The 18,048-nt window shown below is 70.9% G+C and carries 14 protein-coding genes and 2 pseudogenes; 3 read left to right on the top strand and 13 right to left on the bottom strand.

Features of this window, described 5'->3' with window-relative positions; genetic code table 11:
• Nucleotides 1-51: 51 nt before the first annotated feature.
• The 4 genes from OG440_RS16515 to bldG form a co-directional block, all read right to left on the bottom strand.
• Nucleotides 52-654: a small secreted protein gene (locus OG440_RS16515; protein ID WP_406007581.1), complete on the bottom strand. Its 603-nt coding sequence runs from the start codon at nucleotides 652-654 to the stop codon at nucleotides 52-54.
• A gap of 194 nt (nucleotides 655-848) precedes the next feature.
• On the bottom strand, nucleotides 849-3,254 hold the full coding sequence (locus OG440_RS16520) for a sodium-translocating pyrophosphatase (RefSeq protein ID WP_406007582.1): 2,406 nt from the start codon (nucleotides 3,252-3,254) through the stop codon (nucleotides 849-851).
• 320 nt (nucleotides 3,255-3,574) lie between these two features.
• Nucleotides 3,575-4,003 carry an ATP-binding protein gene (locus tag OG440_RS16525; protein WP_406007583.1) on the bottom strand — a complete coding sequence of 143 codons (429 nt, stop codon included), beginning with the start codon at nucleotides 4,001-4,003 and terminating at the stop codon, nucleotides 3,575-3,577.
• Between the two features lie 110 nt (nucleotides 4,004-4,113).
• Nucleotides 4,114-4,455 carry an anti-sigma factor antagonist BldG gene (gene bldG, locus OG440_RS16530; RefSeq protein WP_009189842.1) on the bottom strand — a complete coding sequence of 114 codons (342 nt, stop codon included), beginning with the start codon at nucleotides 4,453-4,455 and terminating at the stop codon, nucleotides 4,114-4,116.
• A gap of 81 nt (nucleotides 4,456-4,536) precedes the next feature.
• Between bldG and OG440_RS16535 the strand changes: the two genes are divergently transcribed.
• Nucleotides 4,537-7,314: a DEAD/DEAH box helicase gene (locus OG440_RS16535; protein WP_406007584.1), complete on the top strand. Its 2,778-nt coding sequence runs from the start codon at nucleotides 4,537-4,539 to the stop codon at nucleotides 7,312-7,314.
• Between the two features lie 20 nt (nucleotides 7,315-7,334).
• On the opposite strand, the pseudogene OG440_RS16540 reads toward OG440_RS16535, so the two are convergent.
• The 7 genes and pseudogenes from OG440_RS16540 to ssd all read right to left on the bottom strand — a co-directional run.
• Nucleotides 7,335-7,703 (bottom strand): annotated as a pseudogene (locus OG440_RS16540) (Rv3654c family TadE-like protein); the annotation flags it as partial.
• 263 nt (nucleotides 7,704-7,966) lie between these two features.
• Nucleotides 7,967-8,299, bottom strand: a pseudogene (locus OG440_RS16545) (TadE family type IV pilus minor pilin); the annotation flags it as partial.
• 34 nt (nucleotides 8,300-8,333) lie between these two features.
• Nucleotides 8,334-8,543 (bottom strand): DUF4244 domain-containing protein, encoded by a 210-nt coding sequence (locus OG440_RS16550; protein ID WP_406007585.1) that lies wholly within the window; start codon nucleotides 8,541-8,543, stop codon nucleotides 8,334-8,336.
• Between the two features lie 193 nt (nucleotides 8,544-8,736).
• Entirely contained in the window at nucleotides 8,737-9,522 is a 786-nt protein-coding gene (locus tag OG440_RS16555) for a type II secretion system F family protein (protein ID WP_406007586.1), read from the bottom strand.
• Nucleotides 9,523-9,561: 39 nt separating this feature from the next.
• On the bottom strand, nucleotides 9,562-10,422 hold the full coding sequence (locus OG440_RS16560) for a type II secretion system F family protein (protein WP_406007587.1): 861 nt from the start codon (nucleotides 10,420-10,422) through the stop codon (nucleotides 9,562-9,564).
• Complete coding sequence (locus OG440_RS16565) at nucleotides 10,415-11,623, bottom strand: TadA family conjugal transfer-associated ATPase (protein ID WP_406007588.1); 1,209 nt, start codon at nucleotides 11,621-11,623, stop codon at nucleotides 10,415-10,417. The genes OG440_RS16560 and OG440_RS16565 overlap by 8 nt, the downstream gene beginning before the upstream one ends.
• Nucleotides 11,620-12,732, bottom strand: coding sequence for a septum site-determining protein Ssd (gene ssd, locus OG440_RS16570; RefSeq protein WP_406007589.1), 1,113 nt, complete (start codon nucleotides 12,730-12,732; stop codon nucleotides 11,620-11,622). The genes OG440_RS16565 and ssd overlap by 4 nt, the downstream gene beginning before the upstream one ends.
• A gap of 575 nt (nucleotides 12,733-13,307) precedes the next feature.
• Here ssd and OG440_RS16575 point away from each other — a divergent pair.
• The gene (locus tag OG440_RS16575; protein ID WP_406007590.1) at nucleotides 13,308-14,141 is read left to right on the top strand and encodes an HAD family hydrolase; all 834 of its coding nucleotides are present in this window, start codon (nucleotides 13,308-13,310) and stop codon (nucleotides 14,139-14,141) included.
• Between the two features lie 489 nt (nucleotides 14,142-14,630).
• Here the strand turns inward: OG440_RS16575 and OG440_RS16580 are convergent, their stop codons facing one another.
• Entirely contained in the window at nucleotides 14,631-15,455 is an 825-nt protein-coding gene (locus tag OG440_RS16580; protein WP_406007591.1) for an oxidoreductase, read from the bottom strand.
• A gap of 101 nt (nucleotides 15,456-15,556) precedes the next feature.
• Here OG440_RS16580 and OG440_RS16585 point away from each other — a divergent pair, with 101 nt between their 5' ends.
• Nucleotides 15,557-16,537, top strand: a complete 981-nt coding sequence (locus OG440_RS16585; protein WP_406007592.1) for an ATP-binding protein — start codon at nucleotides 15,557-15,559, stop codon at nucleotides 16,535-16,537.
• A 21-nt stretch (nucleotides 16,538-16,558) separates the two neighbouring features.
• On the opposite strand, the gene OG440_RS16590 is transcribed toward OG440_RS16585, so the two are convergent.
• The gene (locus OG440_RS16590; RefSeq protein WP_406007593.1) at nucleotides 16,559-17,839 is read right to left on the bottom strand and encodes a hypothetical protein; all 1,281 of its coding nucleotides are present in this window, start codon (nucleotides 17,837-17,839) and stop codon (nucleotides 16,559-16,561) included.
• Between the last annotated feature and the right edge of the window lie 209 nt (nucleotides 17,840-18,048).

An 18,048-nucleotide genomic window follows, 5' to 3' on the forward strand; every position in this document is an offset into this window, starting at 1 on the left:
CCCGTCACCTCTCGGGGCGCGTTCCCCCGGATCGTTTTCCGCCGCGCGGTCTCAGCTGGTCGTCGCGCGGGCGGAGGCGGAGGAGGCCACCTTCTTGCAGCTGGCCTGGTTGGCCATGGCGTTCTTGACGTCACCCTGCTCGAGGTTCTTCAGCGCGGTGTTGCCGCTCTTGCTGAGCTCGCCGAGGTCGGTGGCGATGTCCTGCAGACCGTCGGCGAACTTCGCCTGGTCCTTGGTGTCCAGCGCGTCGACCTGCTTCTTCAGGCCCGCGTAGGAGGTCGAGAGAGTGGTGAGCGCCGAGACGGCGTCCTTCTGCTTCTTCTCGCCGTCGTCGACACCGGGCGGCGTCCCGGCCTTCTGGACCGCCTGGGCGAGCGCTCCGTAGGCGTCGGACATGTCCTGGAAGGCCTGCGAGTCGGTCTTCTGGACGTTCGCCGGAGCGTTGTTGTCGGTGGCGGCCTGCTTGATGGCTGCGTTGGCCGCGTCGACCTTCGCGTCCTGGGCGGGCAGCGCGTCGCACACCTGCTTGGCCCAGGCGTCGAGTTCCTTGTTGCCGTCGTCGTCGCTGCTGCATCCGGACAGCGCCAGTACCAGTACCGCACCGCCGGACACCACGGCCGCGAGCTTCTTGTTCACCGGGTTGGTCCCTTCCATGGCTCTCGGCCCCGGAACATACACGGCAACCGGGCGAGAACCCCAGAACGAATGTCCGCTATGCAGGTTATTACATCCATTTGCACCAGGAGAGAGAAGGCTCACGGCTCCGACACATGCTCGACACAACGGGCGGGCGGCGCGACAACGCGCGCCGCCCGCCCGCCCCTTGAGCTGGGCACCGGTGGGCCGGGCTACGAAATCACCGCCGGATCGGCGGACTTGGCCGGGGAATCGGCGTTGTCCTCGTCACCCACGGCGATCCCGCGCCGCTTGGAGACGTACACCGCGACCACGATCACCGCGAGCGCCAGCACCGCGACCAGGATCCGGACGCCGATGCTCTTGTCCTCGCCGTAGCTGAACTTGATCACGGCCGGGGCGATGAGCAGCGCCACGAGGTTCATGACCTTCAGCAGCGGGTTGATCGCGGGACCGGCGGTGTCCTTGAACGGGTCGCCGACCGTGTCCCCGATCACCGTGGCCGCATGGGCCTCGCTGCCCTTGCCGCCGTGGTGACCGTCCTCGACGAGTTTCTTGGCGTTGTCCCACGCGCCGCCGGAGTTGGCGAGGAAGACGGCCATCAGCGTGCCGGAGCCGATCGCCCCCGCCAGGAACGCGCCGAGCGCCCCGACGCCGAGGGTGAACCCGATGAAGATGGGCGCCAGCACGGCGAGCAGTCCCGGGGTGGCCAGCTCGCGCAGGGCGTCCCGGGTGCAGATGTCGACGACCTTGCCGTACTCCGGCTCCTCGCTGTAGTCCATGATCCCGGGGTGCTCGCGGAACTGCCGCCGCACCTCGAACACCACGGAACCCGCCGACCGCGACACCGCGTTGATCGCCAGCCCCGAGAAGAGGAAGACGACCGCCGCGCCCGCGATGAGCCCGACGAGGTTGTTCGGCTGCGAGATGTCCATCATCAGGCTCATCGGCGCGCCCGCCCCGGAGAGCTTCTCCCCGACGTCCTGCGCACCCGTCGTGATGGCGTCCCGGTACGACCCGAAGAGCGCCGACGCCGCCAGGACGGCGGTGGCGATGGCGATGCCCTTGGTGATGGCCTTGGTCGTGTTGCCGACGGCGTCGAGGTTGGTGAGCACCTGCGCGCCCGCCCCCTGGACGTCACCGGACATCTCGGCGATGCCCTGCGCGTTGTCCGAGACCGGCCCGAAGGTGTCCATGGCGACGATCACGCCGACCGTGGTGAGCAGACCGGTGCCGGCCAGCGCCACCGCGAACAGCGCCAGCATGATCGACGTACCGCCGAGCAGGAACGCCCCGTACACGCCCAGTCCGATCAACAGGGCGGTGTAGACGGCCGATTCGAGGCCGACTGAGATACCGGCCAGGACGACGGTGGCGGGGCCCGTCAGCGACGACTTGCCGATGTCGCGCACGGGTCGGCGGCTGGTCTCGGTGAAGTAGCCCGTCAACTGCTGGATGACCGCCGCCAGGAGGATGCCGATCGCCACCGCGACGAGCGCGAGAACGCGCGGGTCGCCGTTCTTGCCCTGGATCGCCACGTCGGTGACGCCGTCGAGGTCGGCGTACTTGCCGGGGAGATAGAGGAACACGGCCACCGCGACCAGCGCGAGCGAGATCGCGGCGGAGATGAAGAATCCCCGGTTGATCGCGGTCATGCCACTTCGGTCGGTGCGCCGCGGGGCGACCGCGAAGATGCCGACCATGGCCGTGAGGACACCGATGGCGGGAACGAGCAGCGGGAAGGCGAGCCCGGCGTCACCGAAGGCCGCCTTGCCGAGGATCAGCGCGGCGACCAGGGTCACGGCGTACGACTCGAACAGGTCGGCCGCCATCCCGGCGCAGTCGCCGACGTTGTCGCCCACGTTGTCGGCGATGGTGGCCGCATTGCGCGGGTCGTCCTCCGGAATGCCCTGCTCGACCTTGCCGACCAGGTCGGCGCCGACGTCGGCGGCCTTGGTGAAGATGCCGCCGCCCACCCTCATGAACATGGCGATGAGGGCCGCGCCGAGTCCGAATCCCTCCAGCACCTTCGGCGCGTCGGCCGCGTACACCAGCACCACGCAGGCGGCCCCGAGCAGACCGAGCCCCACCGTGAACATGCCGACTACGCCACCCGTGCGAAATGCGATCTTCATTGCCTTGTGCGAGACGGCGGTGAGATCCTTTTCCGGTTCGCCTTCCGCCGGAGTCGCTTCCCGGGCCGCCGCGGCGACGCGCACATTACTGCGCACGGCCAGCCACATGCCGATATAACCGGTGGCCGCGGAGAACCCGGCGCCGATCAAGAAGAAGATCGACCGCCCGGCACGCTGTTTCCAGTCGTCGGCAGGCAGCAACAGGAGCAGGAAGAACACGACGACGGCGAATACGCCGAGCGTGCGCAACTGTCGGGACAGATACGCGTTGGCGCCTTCCTGGACCGCTGCCGCGATCTTCTTCATGCTGTCGGTGCCCTCGCCGGCCGCGAGCACCTGGCGCAGTAGCACGCCCGCAACCACGAGCGCGGCCAGTGCCACGACCGCGATGACCACCACGAGCAGGCGGTTGCCGTCGGTCAGCACTGCGGCTGCGAAGGTTGTGGGATGGTCCAACCGATGAGGGGTAGAAAGCCCCGCCATTCGTCCTCCTTGACGCTTGGGCTGAGCTCAAGATGTGGACGGATTGTAGGTACCGGAAGCTGATCAAAACAGGGTGCGGCAAGCGGAATTCGCCTTCGCACGCAAAATCCGCACGATCTCGCCGGTAATGCCTTCAAGGCATTGAGGCTCGTGAATTGGTTCACGATATTCGCGGCAAGATTCACTTCACCAAGATTCACTTCACCGAGATTCCAAGATTCATTTCACGGAACCACTGTAAGCGCGGTCGCCGAAGTCCGCACATGCCGAAGGGCCCTACGAGGTAGGGCCCTTCGGGTGAAAGAATCGCGAGGTTCGGGTCAGGACAGCGTCGCGGTCACCGGCGTGGTCGGCCAGGTCATGCGAATCAGCCCGCCGTGCTCACCCGCGGAGACCTCGACGTCGTCGACGAGACCGCTGATGACCGCCAGGCCCATCTCGTCCTCCTCGGCCTCCACGTCCGCGTCCGAACCGGATGCCCGGTCACCGGGCACCGAATGCGGCGCCTCGTCGCCGACCTCGATGGAGAACTGCTTCTCCTCCTCGATCAGCGACACCATCACCGGCGCGGTGATGCCGCCGGCCTGGTGCAGTCCGACGGCACGGGTACAGGCCTCGCCTACGGCGAGCCTGACCTCGTCGAGGACGGCCTCGTCCACTCCGGCCCTGCGCGCCACCGCTGCCGCCACCAGTCGGGCGGTCCTGACGTGCTCGGGCAGCGCGCTGAAGCGGAGTTCAACGGTGGCCATACGTCCCCCTCGGAACTACGGGCGTGCTGTCGGGGGGCCGGGCCGCCAAGCCCGGACCCCCTCTTCGTTCAACCAGCCGTGCCGGGCCGCGCGGGCCCGGGACGGGGTGGTCAGTCGGTGGCAGCGACCGCTTCGTCGACCGAGGTGTGGATCGGGAACACCTTGGTCAGACCGGTAATGCGGAAGATCTTCAAAATACGCTCCTGGTTGCAGACCAGACGGAGCGAGCCCTCATGGGCACGCACCCGCTTCAGTCCACCGACCAGCACGCCGAGCCCGGTGGAGTCGAGGAAGTCCACGCCCTCCATGTCGACGACGAGGTGGAAATTCCCGTCGTTCACCAGCTCGACCAGCTGCTCGCGCAACTTGGGCGCGGTATATACGTCGATTTCGCCACCGACCTCGACGACCGTACGATCGCCGACGGTACGGGTCGACAGAGACAGGTCCACGGATCCTCCAGCACCTTGCTATCGAGCGGTCGCCCCTCGGAACACCTGGGCAGGAGTCCCCGGGACGGTACGCCAGCCGCCATGGCATTCAATCACTTACCGGCAGGCGTGCACGACGCCTTGGCCCCATTGTCCGTCACGCCGGTGACACACTCGGTGCCGATGGCCAAGAATCACCGATCCGATCGACCCTCGCCCGAGGCCGTGCCCCGCCTGTCCCCGGCCACGGTCCTGGCCCGGCTCGCCCCGGGACCGAGCCGGTCGTCGCGCATCACTCATACGGAGCACTTGCCCCCGCGTGAGGGTCGCCATGCCGTCTGGCCGGACCGGATTCGCCCGGAGGTCATCGCGGCCGTGCAGGCCTGCGGCATCGAACACCCCTGGGCCCACCAGGCCCGGGTCGCCGAGCACGCCCTGGACGGCGAGTCGGTGGTCGTCGCCACGGGCACCGCGTCCGGCAAGTCCCTGGCGTACCTCGTACCGGTTCTCTCGGCCCTCCTGGACGGCTCCGAGGCCCCCAACGGCCGCGGGGCCACCACGCTCTACCTGGCCCCGACCAAGGCCCTGGCAGCGGACCAGTGCCGTTCCGTGAAAAAACTTTCACAGCCCCTCGGCAACGCCGTCCGGCCCGCCGTGTACGACGGCGACACCCCGTTCGAGGAACGGGAGTGGATCCGGCAGTACGCCAACTACGTCCTCACCAACCCGGACATGCTGCACCGGGGCATCCTCCCGTCCCACCCCCGCTGGTCCTCCTTCCTGAAGTCCCTGAAGTACGTCGTCATCGACGAGTGCCACACCTACCGCGGCGTGTTCGGCTCCCATGTCGCCCACGTGCTGCGCCGCCTGCGCCGCCTGTGTGCCCGCTACGGCGCCTCCCCGGTCTTCCTGCTGGCCTCCGCGACGGCCGCCGAGCCCGCGGTCGCCGCCGGACGCCTCACCGGCCTCCCGGTGGTCGAGGTCGCCGACGACGCCTCACCCCGCGGTGAACTGGTGTTCGCCCTGTGGGAGCCCCCGCTCACCGAGATGGTCGGCGAGAAGGGCGCACCCGTCCGGCGTACCGCCACCGCCGAGACCGCCGACCTGCTGACCGACCTCGCCGTCCAGGGCGTCCGCACGGTCGCCTTCGTCCGGTCCCGGCGGGGCGCGGAGCTGATCTCGGTGATCGCCCAGGAACGCCTCGCCGAGGTCGACCGCTCCCTGGCCCGGCGTGTCGCGGCCTACCGAGGCGGTTACCTCCCCGAGGAGAGACGCGCCCTGGAGCAGGCCCTGCACTCGGGCGAACTCCTCGGCCTCGCCGCGACCACCGCCCTGGAGCTCGGCATCGACGTCTCCGGACTCGACGCCGTCCTGATCGCCGGCTACCCGGGCACCCGCGCGTCCCTGTGGCAGCAGGCCGGCCGCGCGGGCCGGTCCGGGCAGGGCGCGCTGGCGGTCCTGATCGCCCGGGACGACCCGCTGGACACCTTCCTCGTCCACCACCCGGAAGCACTGTTCGACCGCCCGGTGGAGTCCACCGTCCTCGACCCCGACAACCCCTACGTCCTGGCCCCTCACCTGTGCGCGGCGGCAGCGGAACTCCCGCTGACCGACGAGGACCTGCCCCTGTTCGGCCCCGAGACCGAGAACCTGCTGCCACAGCTGGAGGCCGCGAAGCTGCTGCGGCGCCGGACCAAGGCCTGGCACTGGACCCGCCGGGAACGCGCCGCCGACCTCACGGACATCCGCGGCGAGGGCGGCCGACCCGTCCAGGTCGTCGAGGACGGCACCGGCCGACTGCTCGGCACGGTCGACGCGGGCTCGTCCCACACCACCGTCCACGAGGGCGCGGTCCACCTCCACCAGGGCCGCACGTACCTCGTGCGTTCCCTGGACCTGGAGGACTCCGTCGCCCTGGTCACGGAGGCCAGTCCGCCGTACTCGACGGTCGCCCGCGACACGACGTCGATCTCCGTCCTGGAGACGGACGTCGAAATCCCCTGGGGACAGGGCCGGTTGTGTTACGGCTCCGTCGAAGTCACCAACCAGGTCGTCTCCTTCCTGCGTCGACGCGTCATCACCGGTGAAGTCCTGGGCGAGTCGAAGCTCGACCTCCCTCCTCGTACGCTGCGCACGCGTGCCGTGTGGTGGACGGTGACCGAGGACCAGCTCGACGCGGCCCGGATCAACCCCGAGATCCTCGGCGGGGCCCTGCACGCCGCCGAACACGCCTCGATCGGCATGCTGCCCCTCTTCGCGACCTGCGACCGCTGGGACATCGGCGGCGTCTCGGTCCCCCTCCACCCCGACACCCTGTTGCCGACGGTCTTCGTCTACGACGGCCATCCCGGCGGCGCGGGCTTCGCGGAGCGGGCCTTCCACACGGCCCGCTCCTGGCTGACGGCCACCCGGCAAGCCATCGCCTCCTGCGAGTGCGACGCCGGCTGCCCGTCCTGCATCCAATCCCCCAAGTGCGGCAACGGCAACGACCCGCTGCACAAGAGGGGAGCCGTACGGCTGCTCACGGAACTGCTGCGCGAGGCTCCCGAGGAGAAGACCCGGGAGGAGCAGGGCCGGGAGGAGCAGGTACAGGTGGAGCATGCCCGGGATCAGCAGGTTCGGGAGGAGAACCTTCGCGAGGAGAAGGCTCCGGACCGAGAGGAGTCTCCAGAGGACGAGAAGGCTTTGAGGGAGGAGAGCGCTCAGGGGGAGGAGAGCGCTCGGGAGGGGGATGCCTCCGGCAGCGCCCGAGAGGGGGACGGGACGGGAGCCGGGACCGGGACGGCGTCCGGGACTGGGTCCGGGACTGGGGCCGGGTCCGGGACTGGGGCCGGGTCCGGGACTGGGGCCGGGTCCGGCAACGGGGTCGACGGCGAGTGAGGCTGCGGGGGCCGCCACACAGCCGGCACCCCACCCGCAGGGCCCGCCCGCGCCCTGACCTCGGCCGCGAACAGCCCCCGTCCCGATGCCGCCGTCACGTCCGAGATCGCGCCGAGGACCACGCACCGGACCAGGCGCGCGCCCTGCGCCCGGGCCACCCGGTCCGCCCGCTCGCAGGCCTGCTCGGCGCCGTCCGCCCAGTGGTCGGCGGCCGCGAGTGCCGCGAGGTCGGCGCCGCCCGCGGCGCGGTGCCGGGTCGCCACGGCCTGACCGAGGGCCAGCACGATCCCGAACACCACGCACAACACGGCGATCGCACCCACGCTCCAGACGGTGGCGGAGCCCCGGTCCCCGTTCCCGTGACGTCCGTTGAGGACGCGGGCCCACACGACCCCAGCACCACGCCCCACGCCGCTCACGGCACGTCTCCCGGCGGCTCCTGGACGTGTCCTGACGTATCCGTACCCCGGGAGTCTCCTCGCGCACGGGCGCCCGCCGCCGCACCTCGGGCGCCATCCGGGGCGCCGGCGGCATCCGCCGCGCCCCGGACGTCACCTCGCGTGCCCCGAGCCCCCGCGGCTTCCCCCGCGGCACCCTGCGTCGGCCCTACGGTCTCTTCCGCAGGCCTTGCTGCCTCCTCCGCCGGCCTCGCCTCCTCCGCCGCCGCTACGGCTTCCTCGCGAATCTCGAAGGGCAGGCCGCGCAGCGCCGGTGGCTTGGCGACGACCACGACGCGGACCTGATCGCCCTCTCTGCTGATCGTCACCGCCGCCCCGCGAGGAGCCGTCGCGCGGGTCACTTCGAGGACCGCGGCGGCCGGATCCTGCCGGGCCGCCGCGCGGGCGCCGGTCCTGGCCGCGTCCACGCACTGGATCTGGGCCGCCATGACCAACAGCCCCCACACCAGCGCCGTCGCGAACACCACCAGCACCGGCAGCACCACGGCCGACTCCGCCGTCACGAACCCCCGGTCCCCGGCGCACATCCTCCCCGACGCGCGCCGAGGTCCGCGTCCGCGGTCACGCCCCCGCACTGAGCGCCCGCTTCACGATCGCTTGCAGCTGAGCGGCGACGACGTCGCTCGTCACCACCTGATAGAGGAGCACCGCGAATCCCACGGCCGCCACGATCCCCATCGCGTACTCGGACGTCACCATCCCCGCGTCACCGCGCGCCGCACGCACCCTGCACACCAGGGCGCTCAGCCGCGCCCATACCGCCTTGTACATCTCAACCCCCGTGAGGTTCCGTTGTGTTGATCTCTGTCTTCGGTTCGGTTGCTTCGGTTCGGTTGCTTCGGTTCTGCTACTTCGGTTCGGTTGCTTCGCTTGCGGTCGTTCGTCGTTCGGCCGTCCGCTGGCCGGCGCGCGGCTCTTGAGCCACCCACGCCGTCGCCGACCGGCGTTCACGTCGCCCGTGCCGTCATCGGCCGCCTCCTCCCAGCACCCCGCCCGCGAGCCCGATGACGATGGGCAGCACGCCGACCGCGATGAAGGCGGGCAGGAAGCACAGCCCCACCGGCACGGTGACCATGACGGCCGCTCGCCGGGCCCGGGCCGTCGCGGCGCGCGTCCACTCGGCGCGGGTGTCGGCGGCGAGCCGGGCGACCGGTCCGGCCGCGGGCAGTCCCGAGACGTCGGCCCGCTCCAGCAGGCGGGCCAGCGCGGCGGCTCCCGGCAGGGAGGCCAACCTCCGCCAGGCGGTGGCGGGTTCGCCGCCCAGCCGCACTTCGGCGGCACCACGCGCCAGCCCTTCCCCCACCGGTCCGCCGAGGGCCTCACCCACGGCCTGCGCCGCGATCACCGGCCCCGCACCAGCTGCGATGCAGGCGGACAGCAGGTCCGCGGCGAGCGGGAGTTGGCGGGCGGCGAGCCGGGTGTCGGCCTCGCTCACCGCACCAGCCGCCTGCTGCCGACGGCGCCACCGTCCCAGCCCCACCGCACCGATCAGTCCCAGCACGAGGCCGGCGACGCCGCCGACGACCACCCATCCGGCACCGACCACCACCACGTCGGGAAGCCACCGCCGTACGGCGTTCCGCAGCCCGGCTCCTCGGCCGGTCGCCGCCGGCTTCGAGGCGAGCAGTCCGGCCAGGCGCCGCCGTGCCCCGCGTCGGCGTCGCACGGTCCGCCACCACCGCATCAGCCACCAGAGAACCGCCACGATCCCCATGGCCACCCCCAGCCTGTGGACAACTTCCACGCTCACTCCTCCTCCCTCCCCATCGGCCATCTCCTGCTCGTGATCTCACTTGGCCTCCGCGTGGCGGACGATCCGCAGCGCCCACCACATCCCGACGCCCTCCAGGACACCCCCGACGAGCAGGCAGCCCAGTCCCGGACCCGTGTGCAGCAAGACGTGCAGCGGGTCCGCTCCGAGCGCGGCGCCCAGCAGGAGGCCCAGGACCGGCAGGCCGGCGAGCATCACCACCGTGGCGCGCGGTCCGGCCAACTGGGCTCTTAGGTCGGCGCGTTGGTCGCGTTCCGCCCGCAGCGCCGCCTCCAGCCGGTCGAGTCCGGCAGCGAGACCTGCGCCCTGGTCCACGGCCACCCGCCAGCACGCGGCGAGTCCCAGCAGGCCGTCGGCACCCGGTTGCCGGGCGGCGACCGCGAGAGCCTCGGGCACGTCCCCGCCGAACCGTGCCGCCGCCAACACCGCCGGCTGCGCGTCGCCCAGTCCCCCGGAATCCTGCGCGGCCCGCCGCAGCGCCTCCCCCGGCTGCCGGCCGGCGAGGACCTCCCCGGCCAGGGCCGCGCACAACGCGATGACCGCGTCCCCTCGGCGCTCGCCCGCCCGCCGGGTCTCCGCGATCCGCCGCGCCCGGCGCAGCAGGGGCACTCCGGCCGCCCCCGCGACGACCGGCAGCACCGAACCGCCCAGCAGCGCCATGAGCAGTCCGGCGACCGGTGCCCACCATTCGGGCCGCCAGCGTCCCCGGAGCCTGCGGAGTTCGCCGATGAGCTGCCGCCACGGCGGGGGCCCGCTGCCGACCACGCCGCCTCCGGCCAGGAGCAACTGCGCCCGTTTGGCCCCTGAGTACGGTCCACCCATCAGCCACGCCGCCGCGCCCGCACAGGCCGCCGCCGCGGCCATCGGCATCTCACTCATCACGCCCGCCCGTCCCTTCGGTCTCCTCGCCCCGCAGCAGCTCCCGCAGCCGCTCCCATCCCCGCTCGTGGACGAAGGCGTCCGCCCGCCACCGCAGCGCCGGTACGGTCCGCACCAGCCCGGACGGGTCCCGCTCCAGCACATGTACCTCGGCGATCCGCCGTCGCCCGGCCGGGTCGCGTACGAGGTGCAGGACCACCGACAGGGCCGCCGCCAACTGGCTGTGCAGCGCGGTCCGATCGAGGCCGGCCGCCGTGCCGAGCGCCTCGAGCCGGGCGGGGACGTCCGCGGCGGCGTTGGCGTGGACGGTCCCGCAGCCCCCCTCGTGGCCGGTATTGAGCGCGGCCAGCAGATGGACGACCTCCGGCCCGCGCACCTCGCCCACGACCAGCCGGTCGGGCCGCATCCGCAGGGCCTGCCGCACCAGGTCCTGGAGCGAGACGAGCCCCGCCCCCTCCTGGTTGGCGGGTCTGGTCTCCAGGCGGACGACGTGCGGGTGATCCGGTCGCAGCTCCGCGGAGTCCTCGGCGAGCACGATCCGCTCCCCTGGCCCCACCTGGCCCAGCAGCGCGCTCAGCAGGGTCGTCTTGCCGCTGCCGGTGCCACCGCTGACGAGGAAGGACAGCCGCGCCCTGACCAGGTCCCGCAGGACGCGGTCCCCGCCCGGCGGCACGGTGCCCGCGGCGACCAGTTCGCCGAGCGTGAACGCCCGTGGCCGGGCGACGCGCAGCGACAGACAGGTGCAGCCGACGGCGACCGGGGGCAGCACCGCGTGCAGTCGCGTCCCGTCGGGCAACCGGGCGTCGACCCAGGGCCGTGCGTCGTCCAGGCGCCGCCCCGCCACGGCGGCCAGCCGTTGCGCGAGGCGCCGTACGGCCGCCACGTCCGGGAAGGAGACACCGGTCAGTTCCAGACCGCCACCCCGGTCGACCCAGACCCGGTCCGGAGCGGACACCAGTACGTCGGTCACCAAAGGGTCGGTGAGCAGGGGTTCCAGTGGCCCGCTGCCGATCAGCTCGGACCGCAGGTGCTCGGCAGCGCCGAGGAACTCCGCGTCCCCGAGGACCCGACCCTGTTCGCGCAGCGCCTGCGCCACGCGCGCGGGTGTCGGTTCGGCCCCGCTGTCGGCGAGCCACTGGCGCACGCCGTCGAGCAACGTGCCGGCCGCTTTCACCTGTTCGAGTCCCGCCGGCGTACTCATGAGCCACCGGCCTCGGTCAGGGCCCGCTCCCAGAACTCCTTGCAGAAGCGGGCGAGCGGCCCGCGAGCGGTCGAGCCCGGCGGCGCGTCGCCGCCGTCCGGACGCAGCAGCCCCGACTCGACGGGCACCTCACCGGCCAACGGCAGGCCCAGCAGTCGGGCCACCTCGCTGTCGTCGAGCCCGGGCGCGTAGGGGCCGCGCACCGCCACCCGCAGGTCCCGCAGCACCATGGCGACGGCCGAGGACACGCGCTTGCCCGCGGCGACGGCGCGCAGTTCGGCGGGGACCACGAGGAGTCCGAGGTCAAGCTGGGCGAGGATCTCGGCCACGCCGTCGTCGATGCGGCGCGGGAGGTCGACGACGACGGTGCCGCCGCGGCGCCGGGCCGCCGCCAGCACCGCGCGTACGGCCTGCGGGGCGATGGACACGCAGTCACCCCGGTCCCAGCTGAGCACCCGCAGCGAGTGGATTTTGGGCAGCGACTCCTCCAGGGCGCTGCCGCCGACCCTTCCGCGCGAGGCGGCGAAGGCGGGCCAGCGCAGGCCTGCCGTGCTCTCACCGCCGAGGAGGATGTCGAGTCCGCCGCCCAGGGGATCGGCGTCGACCAGCAGGGTGCGCAGCCCTTCTCGCGCGGAGGTGACGGCGAGGGCGCACGCGAGCGTCGACGCTCCGGCGCCGCCCCGTCCGCCGATGACGCCGACGGTGAGAGCGGGCCGTCCGACGCCCTCGGCGACGTCGGCGATGCGGTCGACCAGCCACTGTTCCCCGTCGGGCAGCATCAGGACGTGGTCCGCGCCGATCTCCACGGCGCGCTGCCACACCCCCGAGTCGTCCTGGTCCCGGCCGACGAGAACCACTCCGCGCCTGCGGGCGGCCCCGCGGACACGGCGTGCCGCGTCGTCGCCGACCAGGACGAGCGGCGCCGATTCCCAGCTGCCCCGGCGTTCCGGCACCGAGTGGTGCACCTCCGGTGTGGCGCCGGCGGCGGCGCACAGGCGCAGCAGATCGTCGAGGAGTTCCACGTCCTCCGTGACGATCAGCGGCTTGCCCGGTCCGCCTCCGGCGGTGGGCGGCGGGTCGTGTGTGACGGCTCCTGTCACGATTTCCATCCCCCTTCACTGCGGGGCGCGCAGTCGCTGCGGTCCCGCGATTCCCGAACGTGTGAAGAACCGGCAGCCGGTCTCCATATGAACGGCCGACGGATTTCGGCCGAACGGCCCCCGGCAAACGGAACCGGCCGTGTGAAGCCGGCCCGGAGCGGACGCGTGGGAATCACGGTGCGGCGAACCCGGAAATCGTGTGGATCTTGGTGGAAAACTGTGGACGAGCGGGTGGCTGTGAATATCGCCGTCACCCATACCGGTGAGCCCCGTACCGTCTGCTGTGCGACTTCCGCAGAGGAGTCCGACGGCTACGCACCGTGACGGTCGGTGGCCAAGAAAAAGAGGCGACCACAGCCGCCTCGATGCGGCGCCGGGGCCGCGTACAGAACTGGAAAACCCGCCCGGACATGCGACGACCCCCGCCGGGGGGGAGAGCGGGGGTCGCCTTCACGGCCGACTCGGGGGGGGGAGGAGCCGGACCGCGTTAGCACGGTCGCGAACGATCCGTGACTTCCATGGTGTACCCGAGAGCCTTCTCAGGCAAACCCACGCGCCCACCTTACGCCGAATGAGCTGCCCCTATGCTCTTGGATGTGGAAAACCACTCCTTGCCCCGCACAGCGGCCTTCTTTGACCTGGACAAGACGGTCATTGCGAAGTCGAGCACGCTCACCTTCAGCAAGTCCTTCTACCAAGGCGGCCTGATCAACCGCAGGGCTGCCCTGCGGACCGCATACGCCCAGTTCGTGTTCCTCGTGGGCGGTATGGACCACGACCAGATGGAGCGGACCCGCGAGTACCTGTCCGCCCTCGTGCGCGGCTGGAACGTCCAACAGGTGAAGGAGATCGTGGCCGAGACCCTTCACGACCTGATCGACCCGCTGATCTACGACGAGGCGGCCTCGCTGATCGAGGAGCACCACACGGCCGGCCGTGACGTCGTGATCGTGTCCACCTCCGGCGCCGAGGTGGTCGAGCCGATCGGCGAGCTGCTCGGCGCGGACCGCGTGGTCGCCACCCGCATGGTCGTGGGCGAGGACGGCTGCTTCACCGGCGAGGTGGAGTACTACGCCTACGGCCCGACGAAGGCGGAGGCGATCAAGGAGCTGGCGCGGTCCGAGGGGTACGACCTCTCGCGCTGTTACGCCTACAGCGACTCGGCGACCGACCTGCCGATGCTGAAGTCGGTGGGGCACCCGCACGCCGTGAACCCCGACCGGGCCCTGCGCCGCGAGGCCGTCACGCGCGGGTGGCCGATCCTCGACTTCCACCGGCCGGTACGCCTCAAGCAGCGGATTCCGTCGTTCTCCGTACCGCCCCGTCCCGCGCTCGTCGCGGCTGCGGCCATAGGAGCGGCGGCGGCCACCGCGGGCCTCGTCTGGTACGCGAACCGTCGCCGGGCGGCGACCGCCTGAAGCCGCACCCACGCGCGGGGCGGGTGTCACTCCCCAGGCGCGCACAGATACGCCCGTTTAAAACCCCTTTGGGAGCAAAAGCAAAGAACTGGTGCCAGCACTTCCGCTTACCGGGGTCCAGGAGTACAAAGGACTTAACGGCCCGCGAGACCAAGGACATCCGCGAGGATCACCTTAATAACGCATTTGGCCCCACGGACCGCGCATGACCACTGGGCACCCACGCGACGTCGACCCGTCGATTACGGGCCAGCCGCACCAGGTCACGGGCGAAGTTCCCGGCCTGATGGGCAATATATCGAGGACGCTTGGTAACCGGGTGAGCATGCCAGCGGCGGTACGAGGACTCGTACCGCCGCAACCCTTTGTCAGGCCCCCGCGAGGGGGCCTTTTCCGTATCCCGCCCAGTCCGCGCGCCCGGTGCCCGTACGGCCGTCCCCGCACCCCGCACCCGGCACCCCGCACCCGGGCTTCACGCGCGCGTGTGGCTCACGCCGCCCCGCGCTGGAGCGCCTCGCACACGGCCGTCGACTCACGGGCGCCCAGCTCGACCGCCCGGCCGCAGTGCGCGATCCAGGCGGCCATCCCGTCCGGGGTACCGGAGGCGTAGCCGTCCAGGGCCGCCAGATAGGCCGCCCGGCCGATCTCGGCGTGCCCCACCTCGGCCGGGCAGACCGACTTGGGGTCGAGGCCGCTGCCGATCAGGACGATGCGCTCGGCGGCCCGCGCGACCAGACCGTTGTGGGAAGTGAACGGGCGCAGGGCGAGCAGCTCGCCATGGACGACGGAGGCCGTCACCAGGGCGGGCGCGGAGCCTCCCGCGATGATCAGCTCGGACAGTCCCTCGAGACGGCCGGCCACCTCGGCGGCGCTCGGCAGCGGCAGCTCGATCAGCGGCTCGTCGACCGCCTCACCTGCCTGTCGGGGACGTCCGACCTCGTCGTCACTGGTCGCCGCGGCCACCAGATGCAGCCGAGCCAGCACCCGCAGCGGCGACTGCCTCCAGATGGACAGCAGCTGGCCGGCCTCGGCGGACAGCCGCAGAGCCGCTCCCATCACACGAGCCTCGTCATCGGTGCCGAAGTCGGTGCGCCGCCGCACCTCTTCCAGGGCCCAGTCCGCCCCGGACAGGGCCGCCGAGCCACGGGCGCCGCGCAGAGCGGCCTCCGAGGTGATCTCGGTGCTGCGGCGGCGCATGACACGGTGCCCGTAGACCCGGTCCACGGCCTTGCGCATGGACTCCACGGACTCGGCCACACCGGGCAGGGAGCCCAGGGCCGCGAGCGGATCGGCGGACGCGCCTGTCGTACTCATGAGTACGACACTACGCAACCGGCACCGGCACCCCACGAAGGAGTGGTCTTCTTCACGCACGCCTGCCACGTACAGCTATCACCGCACTACTCTTTGTGAACATGAAAATTGCTTTCGTCGGGAAGGGTGGCAGCGGCAAGACCACCCTGTCCTCCCTGTTCATCCGCCACCTCGTCGCCGACGGCGCGCCCGTGATCGCGGTCGACGCGGACATCAACCAGCACCTCGGGCCCGCTCTCGGCCTCGACGAGGCGGAGGCCGCCGGACTGCCCGCGATGGGCGACCGGCTGCCGCTGATCAAGGACTACCTGCGGGGCTCCAACCCCCGCGTCGCCTCCACCGAAACGATGATCAAGACGACTCCGCCCGGCGAGGGCTCCCGGCTGCTGCGGGTGCGCGAGAACAATCCCGTGTACGACGCCTGCGCCCGGCCGGTGGAACTCGACGGCGGCGCCGTCCGTTTGATGGTCACGGGTCCTTTCACGGACGCCGACCTGGGGGTCTCCTGCTACCACTCCAAGACCGGAGCGGTGGAACTGTGCCTGAACCACCTGGCCGACGGCCGTGACGAGTATGTCGTGGTCGACATGACCGCGGGCTCGGACTCCTTCGCCTCCGGCATGTTCACCCGCTTCGACCTCACGTTCCTCGTCGCCGAGCCGACCCGTAAGGGGGTCTCCGTCTACCGCCAGTACAAGGAGTACGCCCGCGACTACGGCGTCGCGCTGAAGGTCGTCGGCAACAAGGTGCAGGGGCAGGACGACATCGACTTCCTGCGCGCCGAGGTCGGGGACGACCTGCTCGTGACGGTCGGCCATTCGGACTGGGTGCGCTCGATGGAGAAGGGCCGGCCGCCCCGGTTCCACCTCCTGGAGGACACCAACCGGCAGGCCCTGCGGCTGTTGCGGACAACCGTCGACTCGGCGTACGAACGGCGCGACTGGGAGCGCTACACACGGCAGATGGTGCACTTCCACCTGAAGAACGCCGAGTCCTGGGGCAATGAACGCACCGGAGTCGACCTGGCGGCACAGGTCGACCCCGGATTCGTCCTCGGCGAAAGCCTCACAGCCTCCGTGTGACGGTTCCTGTCGGCCTGGGGCCTACTGCCTGACCGCCGGAGCCCCGGGCACGCCCTTGGGCGCCGGGGCGGGGCTGCCGGACAGGAAGGACTCCCAGCCGCGCTTCGGGGACTCGCCGACGTCCAGCGTGCGCAGCTTGGCCAGGGTCTGCGGGTCCTGGGCGTCCAGCCAGTCGGCGAGCTGCCGGAAGGACACGCAGCGCACGTCCGGCTTGTTGCAGACGTTCTCGACGACCTCCTCGACGGCGCGCATGTACGTGCCGCCGTTCCAGGACTCGAAGTGGTTGCCGATGATCAGCGGGGCGCGGTTGCCGTAGTAGGCCCGGCCGAAACCCTTGAGCAGACCGTCACGCATTTGGTGGCCCCAGAACGCGCGCTTGTCGGGGTCGCCCTGTGTGGCGGTCCCGGACTGGTTGACCATGAAGTTGTAGTCCATGGTGAGCTGCTCGTAGGAGTGACCGGGAAAGGGCACGAGCTGCATCGACAGGTCCCACAGGCCCTGCTTCTTGCCGGGCCACACCTGGTTGTTGACCCCGCTGGTGTCATAGCGGAAGCCCAGCTCGCGGGCGGCCTTCATGAAGTTCTTCTGCCCCTCGAGGCAGGGGGTGCGGGCGCCGATGAGTTCCTTGTCGTAGTCGAACGGCAGCGGGGCCGCGTTCTTCATGCCGGTGTTGGTCTTCCAGGTCCTCACGAACTGCTTGGCCTGGCCGATCTCGTCCTTCCACTCCTCGACGGACCACTCGCCGACGCCGCCGTTCTTGCCACAGAAGTGACCGTTGAAGTGGGTGCCGATCTCGTTGCCCTCCAGCCACGCCAGGCGCAGCTGCTTCACGGTGTCGGCGATGCCCTGCTCGTCGTTGAAGCCGATGTCGGAACGGCCCGGCGAGTGCTGCGGCGGCCGGTACTGGTCGGCCTTCTCCTCCGGCAGCATGTACACGCCGCTGAGGAAGTACGTCATCGTCGCGTGGTTGGCCTTGGACACCTGACGGAAGTGGGAGAACAGCCTCTGGCTGTCCTCGCCGGCGCCGTCCCAGGAGAAGACCACGAACTGCGGCGGCTTCTGGCCCGGCTTCAGCCGTTCGGGGCGGGGGAGGTGGGGCTGCGCTCCGGTGTACGCGGTGGAGCCGTCGCCGATCAGGCGGACGACACTCTTGGGGGCCGGAACCGGCTTGGCTTTCAGCGGGCCCGGCACTCCCTCCCCGGAGCCGTGGGAACCGCCGGTTCCCGTTGCGCAACCGGCGAGCGATGCGGCGACAGCAGCGGCGACCACTGCGCCCGCGGCGATCCTCTGGGTGGCGGCCATCTTCCGCCCACCTTCTTCCTTCTCTCGGCCAACGCCGACGAGGGCGTTCTCTGGTGACGTGCCGGGACGAGCCGGCAGCGCCGTCAAGGTCGCATGGAGTCGAGAAGGAATTAATACGACAAGCCGATAAAAAGCTCACTTCACTCCAGGGAGTGAATACCTGCACCATTTGCCCCAAATATCCAGACTTGAGCTTTACTCTGCATTAC

This window comes from Streptomyces sp. NBC_00637 (assembly GCF_045161545.1).
GTDB lineage: Bacteria > Actinomycetota > Actinomycetes > Streptomycetales > Streptomycetaceae > Streptomyces.